The 15,061-nt window shown below is 43.8% G+C and carries 9 protein-coding genes and 1 tRNA gene; 8 read left to right on the top strand and 2 right to left on the bottom strand.

What is annotated here, in order from left to right; genetic code table 25:
- Positions 1–209: 209 nt before the first annotated feature.
- Complete coding sequence (locus WC882_01795; protein ID MFA5842392.1) at positions 210–2,726, bottom strand: FAD-dependent oxidoreductase; 2,517 nt, start codon at positions 2,724–2,726, stop codon at positions 210–212.
- 174 nt (positions 2,727–2,900) lie between these two features.
- Between WC882_01795 and WC882_01790 the strand changes: the two genes are divergently transcribed.
- The 5 genes from WC882_01790 (at position 2,901) to rplU (ending at position 6,318) form a co-directional block, all read left to right on the top strand.
- The gene (locus WC882_01790; GenBank protein MFA5842391.1) at positions 2,901–3,350 is read left to right on the top strand and encodes a GatB/YqeY domain-containing protein; all 450 of its coding nucleotides are present in this window, start codon (positions 2,901–2,903) and stop codon (positions 3,348–3,350) included.
- Positions 3,350–3,435, top strand: a tRNA-Leu gene (locus tag WC882_01785). Before WC882_01790 ends, WC882_01785 begins: the two co-directional genes overlap by 1 nt.
- A gap of 15 nt (positions 3,436–3,450) precedes the next feature.
- Positions 3,451–4,803, top strand: a complete 1,353-nt coding sequence (gene obgE, locus WC882_01780) for a GTPase ObgE (GenBank protein MFA5842390.1) — start codon at positions 3,451–3,453, stop codon at positions 4,801–4,803.
- A 389-nt stretch (positions 4,804–5,192) separates the two neighbouring features.
- Entirely contained in the window at positions 5,193–5,771 is a 579-nt protein-coding gene (gene pth, locus WC882_01775) for an aminoacyl-tRNA hydrolase (protein MFA5842389.1), read from the top strand.
- 82 nt (positions 5,772–5,853) lie between these two features.
- Entirely contained in the window at positions 5,854–6,318 is a 465-nt protein-coding gene (rplU, locus tag WC882_01770; GenBank protein ID MFA5842388.1) for a 50S ribosomal protein L21, read from the top strand.
- Here the strand turns inward: rplU and WC882_01765 are convergent, their stop codons facing one another.
- The gene (locus WC882_01765) at positions 6,319–7,275 is read right to left on the bottom strand and encodes an RluA family pseudouridine synthase (GenBank protein MFA5842387.1); all 957 of its coding nucleotides are present in this window, start codon (positions 7,273–7,275) and stop codon (positions 6,319–6,321) included.
- Positions 7,276–7,356: 81 nt separating this feature from the next.
- Between WC882_01765 and tyrS the strand changes: the two genes are divergently transcribed.
- The 3 genes from tyrS to WC882_01750 all read left to right on the top strand — a co-directional run bounded on the left by tyrS (position 7,357) and on the right by WC882_01750 (position 15,057).
- The gene (tyrS, locus tag WC882_01760) at positions 7,357–8,550 is read left to right on the top strand and encodes a tyrosine--tRNA ligase (protein MFA5842386.1); all 1,194 of its coding nucleotides are present in this window, start codon (positions 7,357–7,359) and stop codon (positions 8,548–8,550) included.
- A gap of 230 nt (positions 8,551–8,780) precedes the next feature.
- Complete coding sequence (gene recG, locus WC882_01755; GenBank protein ID MFA5842385.1) at positions 8,781–10,877, top strand: ATP-dependent DNA helicase RecG; 2,097 nt, start codon at positions 8,781–8,783, stop codon at positions 10,875–10,877.
- Between the two features lie 385 nt (positions 10,878–11,262).
- A complete protein-coding gene (locus WC882_01750; protein ID MFA5842384.1) occupies positions 11,263–15,057 on the top strand; it encodes a hypothetical protein in 3,795 nt (1,264 codons plus the stop codon).
- Positions 15,058–15,061: the final 4 nt, after the last annotated feature.

Raw genomic sequence — 15,061 nt, 5'->3', positions numbered from 1 at the left:
GGCTTAAACATGTGAATGAATTCAAAAAGCCTCACTAACCGTTAAGGGGTCGAATAATAAGGCTAATAATAATGACCGAACACGCATTGAAGGTGCGGCTGTTTTCGTGTATCGAATTTTTGCGTGAGGTCTTCATTGGCATTATTTTAATATAAACATTTATTATGTTTCAAGAGGATTTTTGAGCTTTTGGAGCCAATAAATTCTGCTTATGTGCGAGGTTCCATGGTGATGGCGCCGGTAGGGCAAAGTTGCTCGCAGGCTCCGCAACTTTCACATTTATTGGGGTCTACAGTGTATTGTCCCTTAGGTGTTCTTGACATGGCGGTATGCATTCCTTCGTTGCACGTTGTGGCGCAATTGCCGCAACCTACACAAGTTTCTTCATCATGAGTGGGTTCTAAACTTCCGAGACGGGCGCTTTGAACCATCCTATCAAAGTTACATTTTCCAATGGCAGATCTCATCAAATTTCCCATTGTTGTTTGAAAAACATGGAGATAATAAGCAAGCACCAATTCCGCTTCTTCAAAAACATCAACGCCTCTTTCTATAATAGCGGTTCCGACTTGGACTAAGTCTGCGCCTACTGCCAGCATGTTGATCATATCTTTACCACTCATCATGCCCCCGGTTCCCATGATTTTTAGATCAGGGCAACTTTCTTGTAGGGCTTCTCTTAGAGTATGAACACTGGCGAGGGAAGCGGCAGTGATTGCTTCTCCTGTGAAACCAACACTTGCAAAAATGTTATCTTTCCCTGGTTTGAAAATCCCTTCTCCTTCTTCAAGGTCTGTGGGGATGATCCCGTGCACGGAATTGGCGCACGTGATGTAACGGATTCCTGCGTCGTACAAGGCTTTTGCTAAGGCTACAAAAGCGGTATTGGATGTTGGGATTTTGATGGAAACCGGGAAGTCTGAGCCTACTGCTTCGATCATGGCTCGTGCTGCACGACAAGCGGCTTCCGGGTTTTGTCCTAACATTTGTCCCTTTTGGGCTGGATCGTTAGTCATGTTCCCTTGAGGGCAAGAAAAAGAGCATTCCACGAAATCGGCACCTGCGTTTTGTAATTGTTTAGCCAATGTTCCCCATCCTTCGATGGTGGGAGACATGATGGAAACCCCGATGAGTTTACCTGGGAATTCTTTTTTAAGCGTTGTTAATGTTTCAATGGCCTGTGTGATTCCGGCTCTTGAAATGTGATCTGCATTTCCCATTCTTCCGTCTCCGGCATCTACCATATAACCGGCAGGCATGGCAATGTGTTGATCATCAAAACTGACGGTTTTAATCACCATTCCCGAGCATCCGTTTTGGCTTAAGGCGGCGCGACAGGCCGTGAGGTTGGCGGCATCCGAGGTTGGGACCGCGGCCACAATGAATGGCGTGGTAAGTGTTTTCCCTGCGAATTCAACAGAAGTATTGACTCTTGGCGGGCGAATGATGGGTTGGAGCTCTATGTTAAGTTGTCCAGCTAATTCCTTGACGGCTCGTTGGGCAGATCCTACAGCACCGGCTACAGTGCGGGGATGATCGCCATCCGCGATGTCTCCGGCGTCAATGACAGGTTTTTCTCCGGCCCAAGTTCGTAAGTCCGAGAGATCGGGGTTTTTCCCGGGAGTGGCCCAGAGGACCATGTCGGCACAAATACCTGGGTCCAATCCTTTTTCGTCTTTGACAACCTCTCTTTTTTCTTCTGGAGCTAAGCGTGTATTAGGCATTGCTACTTTCATCTTTTCAAAAGATAAATGTATTTTTTTGTCCCCAGTTTCAAATGATTGTGTGGGTCTTAGTAAGGGTTGGATTTCAATGCCGGTTTTTAAAATTTCTTCTCTTCCCTCCATGGATCCAAAATCGCGTCGGTAATAAACAGTTACAGTGGCGCCTAATCGTTGAGCTAAAAGTGCGGCATCGACTGCGGTTTTTCCTCCGCCTACAATGGCTACGATTTGGCCTTGGAGTGGAGTATTTTGATCTACTTGATGTTCTCGAATGAATTGGACTGCATGATCCCCTGCATGGGAACAACGATCTTTACGTCCTTCTTGTAAAGGTTGTAAAGGGATTTTATATTCCAATCCTGTAGCTAAAATGACGCCGTTATAAGGGGTTTCTCCATTTAAGTCAGGACGTTCATGGGTAATTGTGATTCGATCGCTAAAATGACTTAATAAGGATTGAATGGCCTCGAGTGATTCTGCGGAAACGCGTGGGATGTTTTTTAATAATCCTCCTGGTGTGGTGGGAGTATTTGAAACAATGGTTACTTCCACTCCGGATGCGGCTAAAAATAAAGCAGCGGAAAGTGCGGCTGGGCCATCTCCGACAATGGCAACACGTTTGTCGGTTAACTTTACTTTTTCCAGAGGAAATCGAGCTAAATTTTGGGCAAAAAATTGAGCAACCTCGGCATGTAACTCTTGAAGGGGGAGTGTTAATAATCGTTGTCGGCATCCTTTTTCGGCATCGCAATGATCCCCACAAGCTTCGGCACAGCCTGTTCCTATGGGATTTGCATTCATGGCAAGCGAGGCTGCGGCGTATTTCCCGAGGACTCCGTTTTTTAACAAAAGTCGGATCATATCAGCAATCGGAAGTCCGGAAGGGCAGCTGGCGGTGCAACCTCCTTTTTCGTTGGCACAATCGTAACAAGGGCTCAATGCTCCTTTGAGTTCTTTAAGGGTTGGATTTCGATGAGTTTCTGGGGCTACAGTTGGTGCCATTTTTGTGATGTTTATGAGTAAAAGAGCCTTTTTTAGAAAGGATCTAAAATTAGTTAATCATTTATATTTTGTCAAATTTTTTGGCTTAGATAAGGCTTTTCTCGATTGACTTCTCCTTAAGAAGTTCGTAGTATCCTCTAGGTTGGTTTTTTGTTAGCCATTAATTTTCCATCCATGTCTCTTCAAGAACAACTCCAGCAAGATCTCGTCACGGCGATGAAGGCCCAAGATAAGGTGAAAACGTCGGTTTTGCGCATGCTCAAGGCTGCGATTATGAAATTTGAGGTTTCGGGAAAGGAAAAATTGGTGGCAACCGAAGAAGATGTGGTGCGGTTGCTTAAAAAAGAGATCAGTCAGCGTCAAGATTCGATCGAGCAATTTAAGGCCGGGAATCGGATGGATTTAGCCGCGAATGAGGAGGCGGAGCTCGCGATTCTTAAATCTTATATGCCGGAAATGATGAGCGAAGAGGCGCTGGAGAAAATTGTGAAAGAAACCGTGGCTGAAATGGGTGTAACAGATCCGAAAATGATGGGGAAAGTAATGGGCGCGGTGATGGCAAAAGTCAAAGGCCAGGCCGATGGTGTTATGGTGAAAACCATGGTACAAAGAGTACTGATTTAGCCCAAGTGGCGGAATGGCAGACGCGCTACGTTCAGGTCGTAGTGGGGGCAACCCCGTGGAGGTTCGACTCCTCTCTTGGGCACCAATTTAATTTTTTTTTATGTTTTGCGATCAAGTCTCAATCACGGTGAAAGCGGGAAACGGCGGGAATGGTTATATTGGCTATCGTCGTGAAAAATTTATTCCTTATGGCGGGCCGGATGGCGGAGATGGTGGCAAGGGCGGAGATTTGGTGTTTTTTGTGAATCCCAACTTAAACACGCTTATTGATTTTCGAAAAAAAGTTTTTTATGAAGCGGAATGCGGACAAAATGGACAACGATGCAATCGCGCCGGACGCATGGGCCCGGATTTAGTTTTGGATGTTCCTCCGGGTACTCAAATTTATGATGAAAAAACCGGTCGACTCGTGGTGGACTTGATTGAACCCGGCACGCGATTTGTGTTTATAAAAGGAGGACGCGGAGGGTATGGGAACGCTCATTTTACCAGTAGCGTGCGTCAGACCCCGGATTTTGCGGAAAAAGGAGAACCCGGGAAGCAACAGGGTTTGAGGCTTGAGATGCGGCTTGTGGCTGATATTGGGATTATTGGTTTACCATCGGTGGGAAAGTCGACGTTGATTTCTCGCATCAGCAATGCCAAACCCAAGATTGCGGAATATCATTTCACGACCTTGGTGCCGAATATGGGGGTTGTGGATTTGGGGAAATGGGGCGGGTCTCAAGGGCAGAGTTTTGTGGTGGCGGATATCCCGGGATTGATTGAAGGTGCGCATGAAGGAAAGGGGCTGGGCCATGATTTTCTCCGACACGTGTCTCGCACCGCGATTTTGGTGCATATGGTGGATTGTCAGGCGCAAGACATTACCAAGGACTTTACGGTGATTCAAAATGAGCTCAAGGCTTATGATCCCGAGCTCGCCAAACGACCGCAGATTGTGGTGATCAATAAGATTGATTCCATTGATCAAGAAACGAGAGATATGTTGATGGCTGAGATGGAAGGATTTTTTAAGAAAAAACGTAAAAAATATCCGTTGTTTGCGGTGTCGTGCGTGAGTGGAGCTGGGTTGAAAGAATTCGTGTTTACGTTATGGAAAGAAGTTCAACAGTTGCATGCGAAACGGAAAACGGTTTTGGCTGAGAAAGTGTCGTCGGATCGTGAAAATTATCGAGTGTTCCGCCCTCATTTGGAAGAAAATCCTTTGGCGTTTGAAGTGAGTGGGCCCGTGGTTAAGAAAGAAGAGGGAGTTAAATTTAGGGTATTTACGGTGGTGGGGCAACGCTTGGAGCAAATTGTGGTCATGTCCGATCTTGGAAATCGCTCCGCCAAGATGCGTGTTTATGATGTTTTTGAAAAACTGGGCGTGATTAAAGAGCTCCGCCGAAAAGGTGCACAGTTGGGGGACCAAATTCAGGTGGGGGAGAAGAGGGTTGGGTTCAGAGGTTAGGCTTAGCGTTTTTTTGAAACCAAGTAAGAGGGTTCCATGAGAAACCCCTTTTGGTGGGGATGATAGTTAGTCCTACAGTACTTCGTACCACAGCAGTCGGCACGACAGGACTTTGTACCACAGCAGTCGATACCACGGCGGATGATATTTCTGCAAAAGATTCTCCAGTGGAGGAAGGAGTGGCGGGAGAAAGTAATTTTCCCATTCTTATTTTTGTGGCCTCTGCTATTGGCATTTCTTCTGTCCCCGGTTCTGGCGTATCAAATCCTCCATCATCTACTGTGGCCGCTGGGTTATCTGTTAGTTTTTTTGGCCCTCCAGTCATATTTATGTTATTTTAAGTATATAAATCTTATAATTTTACTACTTTATTTTATTTTTGTCAATTTATGGTCTTAATTGTTGGGCTTGGTAATCCCGGAAAAGAGTATGAAAAGACGCGTCACAATGCAGGTTTTTTGGCGATTGAGGCGCTTCGCGAGCGATTGAAATTTGGCACGTTTCGGAATGAAGCCAAGTTTAAGGCTGAGGTTTCAAGAGGTGAATTTAATGGGGAAAAAGTGATTTTGATGCGACCGCAAACCTTTATGAATTTGTCCGGGGAGGCGGTTCAGGCCGTGAAATCCTATTATAAAATCAACAACGAAGACGTGTGGGTGGTGCTGGATGATATTGATTTGCCTCTGGGCACGCTTCGCATTCGCGCAGAGGGGAGTGCGGGCACACACAATGGCATGAAATCGTTGGTTCAGACGCTTTCTACGGAAAAGTTTCCTCGATTTCGGTTGGGAATTGAAAGTCGGGGTGTGATTGCGCCGGCTGAGCAGGATCTTACGCATTTTGTATTGGAGCCGTTTCGCAATGAAGAATTTCCGGAATTTGAACGCTTGGTTGAACGATTCACCGAAGCTGTTGTTTTGGCTTTAAAGAAAGGACTTCCCGAGGCCATGCAACAATTTTCGGCTTAGGAAAAATTTTCGCTTGATTTTTCTCCCTAAAATCATTAGTTTGGTTGGGCTTTGTGATAAGTTCAATTTAACCTAAAATTCCATGTTTTCAGTCATTCAAATCGGTTCCACGCAGTATATTGTTCAGGAAAAAGACGAAATTTTAGTCGATCGTATGGATCTTGAAGAAGGTAAAAATTTTATGGCTCCCAAAGTTCTTTTGTTCGCCGAGAGCGATGATAAAGGCGTGAAAGTCGGGATGCCCACCCTCGACAATATTAAAGTTGAATTGCGTGTCATGGGGCATGAACGCGGAAAGAAAGTTCGTGTTTTTAAGATGAAACCCAAGAAACATTATCAACGTACGATTGGACATCGTTCGGATTTTACGCGTCTCAAAGTGCTTAAAATCAGTGTTCTTAACGGATCTGCAAAGGCTACCAAGGTGGCTGAGGAATCGGCGGTTGAAGTCAAGAAAGAGGTGGTTAAAAAACCGGTGGTTAAGAAAGCGGTGGTCAAAAAAACAACGGTTAAGAAAACAGCTGTGAAAAAGGCAAAAGCGGAGTAATTAACTCAGCTTTTTGAGAGCTTGTTTCAAATCTTTTGGTAATTCGCTTTTATAATGCACTCGTTTTTTTGTGGTGGGGGAAATGAAGGAAAGCTCTGCGGCGTGTAAGAATTGACGGGTGAGACCTAAGGCTTCGCTCACTTCTTTTAATGAGGGTTTTGTATAAAGGGCGTCGCCCAAGACCGAATGGCCAATGGATTTAAAATGCACGCGGATTTGATGAGTACGTCCGGTTTCGATGCGTACCTTGAGCAAAGAGCAGGGGATCGGGTTATTGAATCGTTTTTCCACTTCGTAATGCGTGAGTGCATAGCGGCTGTCTCCTTTTTGTGTCACTTGAATTTGGATGCGGTTTTTTTCGCCGCGCGAAAGCGGGGCTTCAATACTGCCTCGAGTCGGAGTTACATGTCCTTCAACCAATGTGGTGTAAATTTTTTGGACTTCCTTTTTTTCGAATTGTTCTGTTAAAAAACGATGGGCCATGTCGTTTTTTGCAACCATTAAAAGGCCGGAGGTGTCTTTGTCGAGTCGATGGACAATGCCGGGGCGATCGGAATCGTTGGTTTTGGAAAGATTTTTTTTGAAATGATACAGAAGCGCGTGAACGAGAGTGTGGCCTTGATGTCCGGCACCGGGATGCACTACCAATCCCGCGGGCTTATTGATCACCGCGTAATTTTTATCTTCGAATACAATGTCGAGTGGAATATTTTCTCCTTTTAAGGTGGAGGATGGCGTTTGGAGCCGAATTTTAATTGTGTCTCCTTCTTTTAAGGTCGCGTTTGATGAAACGGACGCATGGTTGAGGCGAACGTTTCCTTGTTTTATTTGTTTTTGCCAAGCACTGCGACTTTTTTCAGGAAAATGGATCACAAGCCAATGATCTAGGCGCAGTCCTTTTTCGTCCAGCGTCGCGATTAAAGTTTGGACTTTTTTTGTAATTTTTTTTGTGGGCATCGTAATTTTGTTTAAAAATTCATCTTTTTCCATTACACTGTACCTTGATTTCAACAAATTTAGAATTTAAAAATTTCCTTTATGTCGGATCCGATTTTAGAACTTTTAAGTCGTGGTACCGTGGACGTGATTGTTCGCGAAGATCTTGAGAAAAAATTGCGCAGTAAAAAGAAAATGCGCATCAAATTTGGAATTGATCCAACCGGTTCGGTTTTGCACATCGGACATGCGGTTGTTCTTCGTAAATTGCGCCAATTTCAAGATTTGGGCCACACAGTGATTTTTCTTATTGGGGATTTTACGGCAAAAATTGGGGATCCCACCGGGCGTTCGGTTCAACGACCTTCAATGACGGATGAACAAATTCAACAAAATATGAAAGATTATATTCGGCAAGCCGGGCTCGTGCTGGATATGGATAAAGTGGAAGTTCGTTATAATTCCGAATGGCTTGGCAAACTTAATTTTAAGGATTTGATTGTTTTGTCTTCCAAGGTCACGTATGCGCAAATCGCACAGCGCGCGGATTTTAAACAACGCATTCAAAACGACATTGATTTGAGTTTGCAGGAATTTTTATACCCGATCATGCAAGGTTATGATTCCGTGGCATTGGAATCGAGTGTTGAGTTGGGGGGTACGGATCAAAAATTCAATTTACTCATGGGGCGACAAATTCAGGAACGCTATGAACAAGAACCCCAAAATATTTTGACGTGTCCTATTTTGGAAGGTCTTGATGGAGTTCAAAAAATGAGCAAGAGTCTTAATAATTATATTGCGTTGACCGAGGCTCCGAATGACATGTACGGGAAGGTGATGTCTATTCCGGATGCGCTTTTGTTGCGCTGGTTTGAGTTGGCGACCTCGGTGTCTATGGATGAAATTGAAAAGATGAAGAAAGAATTGGAGGCTGGAATAAATCCTCGCGATCTTAAGATGCGTTTGGGGCGAGAACTTGTGACGTTGTATCACGGTGTAATCGAAGCTAAGGCTGCTGAGGAAAATTTCGTGAAAGTGTTCAGTCAAAAAGAAATCCCGGATGAAATTCCGGAAGTAAAGGCACCAAAACTTGAGATGACGATTGTGGAATTGCTTCGTTTATTTCCTTCGGTTTCGTCTAACAGCGATGCGCGACGATTGGTGGATGGCGGAGGCGTGCGCGTGAATTCGCAAGTTCAGACTGATGTGGATGCAAAAATTAAGATTTCGGAAGGGGAGGGGTTGCTTTTGCAAGCCGGAAAACGGAGGTTTTTGAAAGTGAAGAGGGGATAAAATGATTTTTAACAAGGAGAGGAGAGTGTTTCCGAAGTCGCATTTTTAAGGATACGCATGGAGCGCAGCGAAATGCGCTTGAGAAGATCATTGAATATCAGCGAATTATTGAAAATTCAACATGAGGCTGAAAATGGGGCATTTTTCTCAGAGACACTCACTTCATTCGTGTCTGCATGCGACAGAGGGAATTCTCTCCTCGACTTATTTCAATCTCAAAAGATCCCTATATGGACACTTCCTCCTATAAATATCTCCTTAAAACGCGACTTGCGGAAGTGCTTCGAACCACGTCCGCGCATTTGGCGACTTTGCGAGAATTGGGCGTGGTGACGGTGGAGGATCTTTTTCATTATTTTCCGCGAGCGTATCGGGATCGTACGGAGATGACGACCGTGGTTGAGCTTCGGACGGATCTTGTGAATGTGGTTCAGGGAAAGCTTTCGAGCTTATTTATGAGAAAAACACGAACCGGCAAGAATATGATTCGCGGGCTTTTTTCTGATGATACGGGGTCTGTGGAGGTTTTTTGGTTCAATCAACCACACATCATGCGACTTCTTCGCAATGGCGATGAGGTGATTTTGACAGGCAAAGCCAAGTTTAGCGGCACTAAAGTCTCGTTGATGAGTCCGTTGTATGAGCCGGTGCGGAAAAAACAACTTCATTCCGCGCGTTTGGTGCCCATGTATCATGAGCGTCCGCCACTCACGTCCAAGTGGATTCGTGAAAAGATTCAGCCGTTGCTCAAGGGCACTGAGCTTCTTGATGATATTTTGCCCCTGACTTTGAAAGATGAATATGGACTTATGGATTATGGAAAAGCCGTGCGTGCGGTGCATGATCCGTCGAGTGAGGAAGAGCTTGATGCCGCGCGTCATCGTTTGGGTTTTGAGGAACTTTTTTTACTTCAAATCGCGGCCATGCAACGTCGTTTTTTCTTTCGCCAAAAGGCTAAAAATACGGGTCGGCAAATTAAAATTGATGAAGTTTTGTCTAAGCGATTCTTGGATTCACTTTCCTTTCAGCTTACCGTGGCGCAAGAGCGTGTGATCGGTGAAATTGTGAAGGATTTGACGTCGCCTTATCCCATGATGCGGCTTTTGCAGGGCGATGTGGGTTCCGGGAAAACCGTGGTCGCGGCGTTTGCTTTATTTCATGTTTTAAATTCCGGGTTTCAAGGTGCGCTCATGGCTCCCACGGAAATTTTGGCGCGTCAGCATTATCGATCGTTGCATCAATTTTTGAATGGGTTTGGTTTTAATATTCAATTGTTGTTGGGAAGTTTTTCAGAGGGAGAAAAAGCGAAAATTCACGAGCAAATTGCGACTGGAACCGTGGACTTGATTGTGGGCACGCATGCGCTTATTCAGGAGGGCGTAAAATTTGCAAAATTGGGCTTGGCGGTGATTGATGAACAGCATCGTTTTGGGGTGAAACAACGGGAGAAATTAGCGGAGCAGGGGAGTCCGCATGTGCTGAGTTTGTCGGCTACGCCGATTCCGAGAACGTTGGCCATGGTTTTATATGGGGATCAAGATATTTCGCTTCTCGATGAAATGCCCAAAGGCCGGCAAGTGATCATCACGCGGTTGGTGCCGGAAAATAAGCGGCGCGATGCTGAGTTTTGGATCGCGGATCAGATTAAAAAGGGGAGGCAGGTTTTTGTAGTTTGCCCGTTGATTGATGAGTCAGATGTATTGGGTGTAAAAGCCGTGACTACGGAATATGAACGGCTTAAAAAAGAGGTTTTTTTAGACTTAAAAGTGGGGCTTTTGCATGGCAAATTGAAGTCCGATGAAAAAGAAAAGGTGATGTCTGAATTTGGGCTTGGGAAACTTGATATTTTGGTGTCGACCTCGGTGATTGAGGTGGGAATTGATGTGCCGAATGCCACGATCATGTTGATTGAAGGCGCGGAGCGATTTGGGTTGTCTCAATTGCATCAATTTCGGGGTCGTGTGGGTCGTGGTGAACATCAGTCGTATTGCTTTTTATTCACCGAACAAGGCTCTGAAGATTCCAGTCAGAGGCTTGGGTCTTTGGTTAAATATTCGGATGGATTCAAGTTGGCGGAAATCGATTTGGTGTTGCGCGGGCCCGGTGAAGTTTATGGCGTTAAGCAAAGCGGAATTCCGGATTTAAAAATGGCGTCGTTGAGTGACACGGAATTGGTGCGAACGGTTCGTGAAGCTGCGGCGCAACTTGTTTTAAAAGACCCTGACTTACACGAAAATGCCTCGCTTAAAGCGAAATTGGACCAATTGAAGGTCATGCGTGAGACTGCAGGAATTTCGTGAGATTTATTGTTAATTTGGCGGGCTTAATGAAGAGAATGTCGTCTTGAATGGCAAAACGCCTTAAATCGCAAAAATGATAGATTTTGGCTTAAATAAGCCATTATTTAAATATACATTTTGAAATTTTAGTGGATTTTTGGCAATTTTAGGGGTAAGGGTTTTGATTTTGGAGGGAATTGAGTTTTTGGAGTGGATTTTTGTATTTTAGAATTTTTTTAATTCGAAATCGGGGGGCGTGATGTTTATTAAAAAAGTTGTGCAAGGATTGAAATAGGTGAATTTGGTCTTAATTGTGTTTTTTTGGTTTTTAACCTTAAAGTGCTTTGCACAAGATATATTGTGCAAAGTTATATGCATTGGGGAGAAAGGGGCGATTTTCACTCCCCTTAATAAGGATTTTTATAAATTTGAGATGTTCGACTTTATCCCCTTTTATTTTTGTGGTGCGCGATGATGGTTTTTGGGTACAGAGTTGCTAATCTGTTGATTTTCTGGTAAAATATTAAGATTTAAAACAAAAATTATGGGTTCCCCCTCCCCTGCCGGTGGTTTAGGTTCTGGTTCGCTTTCCTCTTCAAAGGAAAAAAGTGAAGTTGTGGCATCGTCCCCTGCGGCTTATGCGGCAGAGGTGGTTAAAGAATATAAGGAGTCTCCGGAAAAGCCCAAATCCATGTTTGGTCGAGCTCTTTCTTTTTTAAGTGAAAGTGTTCATAAATTAAATGAAGGAGGGCTTCAGGCTGTTTTTAAGGATTGGATTGATAAAATTAGCGTTAAAGAAAATTTTAATAAGGCCAAGGAGTTTTTTAAGGATATGCCTATTATTGGAAAATTATTTGATCTTGCGGAATGGGTGATCGGAAAATTCACGGATCTTAAAAAAGATACTGTAAATGGAGTTTTAGAAACCGTTTTTGGTAAGATTTTGCCTGCCGGAGCAATCGCAGGATTGGCTACGGCGATTGGTAGTAAGATTGGATTGGATGAGTTGCTTAAATTTAAAGATAAACCGGCTGAATTGGGGGCTTTCTTGGCCCAAAAGGTGAAAGATGGAACGCTTGAGGTTAAGGATTCTGCTCTTTGGGAACAATTGAGTGGGGCGTTGGGCGGACTCCCTCCCCTTGCAGAACTTGTTTCAAAGGGGAAAGAAAAATTGGGTGATTTTGCTGAAACGATAGGCTTAAATGATTTACGGTCAAAAATTTTACCTTATTTGGATTCAGAATTTCCCGGATGGAAAACAAATCCAGCGATGGCTTGGGTTTTGGATTTGAATGATCCTGCAAAGGTTGCTGAAGCGATTGGTGCCAATTTGTCAGATCCGTCCACTTGGGAACTCGCGCTTAAAGGAGGTACAAAAATAGCGACTTTGGGAGGAGGATATTTGTTGTTGAATCGATTGATTGGCTCGAAATGGGCAGGACGTATTACTCTTAATGCAGCTTTATATTTATTTTTACAAGACAATGATGTTTATAAAGCTATTTTGGGTGGGGTTGATAAAGTTCGTGAAATAGAGACACGTGTTTGCGGAAACATCAATCAACGTTTAAATTCTTTTAGTGAGAAATTTAATGTTGATTTGGAATGGTTTGATATAAAGAAGGGGAATTTTGGGATCGCAGATGCGCTAAAAACGGTTGCGGATAAAACCAATGCCAATCCGGAATTGGCTTTTCTTGCTTTAGAAGGGGCATGGTTGACTCGTCACGTTTTTACTTGGATTTTTGGGAAAGCATTGAGTCTTGCGAAAGATAGTCTGGGATATGCGTATAGACATCCGGATAAGGCTGTTTCTATTGGAGCTTTTGCTCTAATTTTTGGTGGAACCGGTTATGTCGAACGTCGTAAATTGGTGCGTGATTTGGCTAATGTTTTTTTTGATACACAAAAAGAACGCGATGATTTTATTGCTTATGTTGAAGATTTTTCAAAAGGTAAATTTTGGGAATTCAAAAAGGACGCACCGGAAACTTATGGAGAAAAAACATTGGATCCTTTATACGAACGTTTAATGAAAGCGCCTGGAGAGTTTTTTGCGGATCCAGAATTTAAAATTCAGCTTTTTAAACGGATTGCCGAAGGGAAAGCTTCTTTAAAATTGGAATTTTTACCCGAAGGTGTTCAAGTCGCGCTTGGTATTGGGCAAATGGCCTCCCCCACTTGGCATCTTCTTAATTTGGAAATGGGTGTGGCGGAGTCGATGTTGATGGAATTGGGAAATACAGGAGATCCAAATCAAAATGTTGATATTGCAGCTTTTTTAACCATGGCTGGAGGAGGTTATGTGATCGGGAAAGCAATGGTAGGAAGTGCAAAAGGTCGAATTTCATTATTGGATGATATTCATGGGCCTGATCGATTAAAAAGATTTGTGAAATCTTTTGTTCCGTTGACTGATGAATATAGGGCGGTTTGGTTTACGGCGCTTCGAGATGCGGGAGATTCTATTTCATTTGGTCAAATTACGACGTTGCGTCAAGCTTCTGCGGTTCGTAATTCAGCGTTTTATGTCCGTAAATTGATATATGCTGCGAATAATAGTGATTCCATAGAAACCAATAAATATCAGGATTTGGTTAAAAAAGTGGCTAGAAATTTTTCTGAAGGGGCTGGATATCTTCATTATCAAGATTTGCAACTTCAGAAAGAATTGGAGTTTATGGTGAAACTTTGCGATGATGTTAATGATGGCGTGCGTAATCCTGCCGGGTCTCATGCAAGTGAATTGCGGGCCAGTATTTCAAGGGTAGAAAGGAGATTATCTTCTTTAGAGAGTCGATTTTCACGCCTTTTATTGATTGGGCGATCTCTGGCTAATAGTGAATTTAAAATTGCATGGAGCGAAACGAAACGTTTGGCATTTGGGGGCAGTCGGCAGGCCATTGATGTGGAAAAAGTTTTAGAAGGAAAAACTGAGCCGAATTTACGTATTCGGTTGGACGAACTTACCTCTGAAATGCAGGATCTTTCTCCAAACGATCCTTATCGTATTGCTTTACTTAAAGAACGTCAGGCTATTCGTGCGTATCTTGATCCTGCGGATGCGAGTTTATTAACGAAAGATCCTAATTTTGATAAATTGACAGGGGAAGCTAAGGCAGCGAAATTAGCGGAAATGGCTTCTGAAATGGAAGCGGTTGAGAAAGGGATTCAGGCGAGAGTAACTGCGAAAGCGGATGAAATTATTAAGGCAGCCAGAGCTGCGAATAAACCCTTGAATTCCCCTGAAGTTATTGAGCAGTTAAATCGGCTTCAAGAAACGTTGGTGAATCCTTTCGCCCGACAAAAACTGGCTTTTCTTGAATCTATTAATCGTGGTTATAAATCGCTTCCTAAGAAATTACGAGGTGACGTTATTTTAAGAGAACAAATTCATCTGGCGAATGAAAATTCATTTCTAACGCGTGTGGTAAAGGGAGCTAAGGGACGTGCGGCGTTGGCAGTGGTTATGCTTGGGGCTATGTTTGTAACAGATCAGTTGATTAATCAAGATGAAGCGGATCGTGATTTCGAGCAAATTATTCATGAATTGGGTCCGGATGCAAAACAACTTTTAATCGATGTACTTCCTGTGGTTGGAACCGGTTCAAGTTTTTATTCTGCTATTAGTGGGCGTGAATTGATGACAGATCGTGATGTGAGTGGAGGATGGCAACGCGCAAGCAATGTTTTATGGGGATTTGTTGGTTTGGCCGGGGATGTTGTGACTGGATTAACTTTGATTCCTTCTGCGAGTACTTCGTTAGAAGCCAATGCGGCTTTACGCCTTGCGAAAAGTGCTAAGGGAGGTTCTCGGGCGGCCCAGAAGGTTCTTTCTTTATGGCCGGATATCGCTCGAATTGCGGATCGTATGGGTGGATGGAAAAATTTTATAAAACGTTTGGTTGGATTTAAAGAATCAAAGGCTCTACGTTATGCAGTTCCTGTTTTGACTGCGGCAGCAGCCACGGTAACGGTTGGTGGGGTTGTTGCGAGTTTGCGTTATGGGACTTCTGAAGATATGGCATTGCAGGAATTTCCGGAGGAAATGAGTGGCATATTTAGCAATACAAGTGGAGGCTCTGACACAAATAAACAAGAAGAAGGGGGGCAAGTTATTCCAATGAGTCCTTTGGTAGCGCCTGGTTCTTCTCTTTCTGATACTACTTCTATCCCACATTCTCAAGAAGCCGACATTGAAACCGCCGGTATGTCCCAAGCCGCTTAATTTT

This window comes from Candidatus Gracilibacteria bacterium, from assembly GCA_041658685.1.
Classification (GTDB): domain Bacteria; phylum Patescibacteriota; class Gracilibacteria; order UBA1369; family UBA12473; genus JBAZZS01.
The sequence above is the reverse complement of the archived record's forward strand: the minus strand, read 5'-3'. Positions and strand labels throughout refer to the sequence as shown.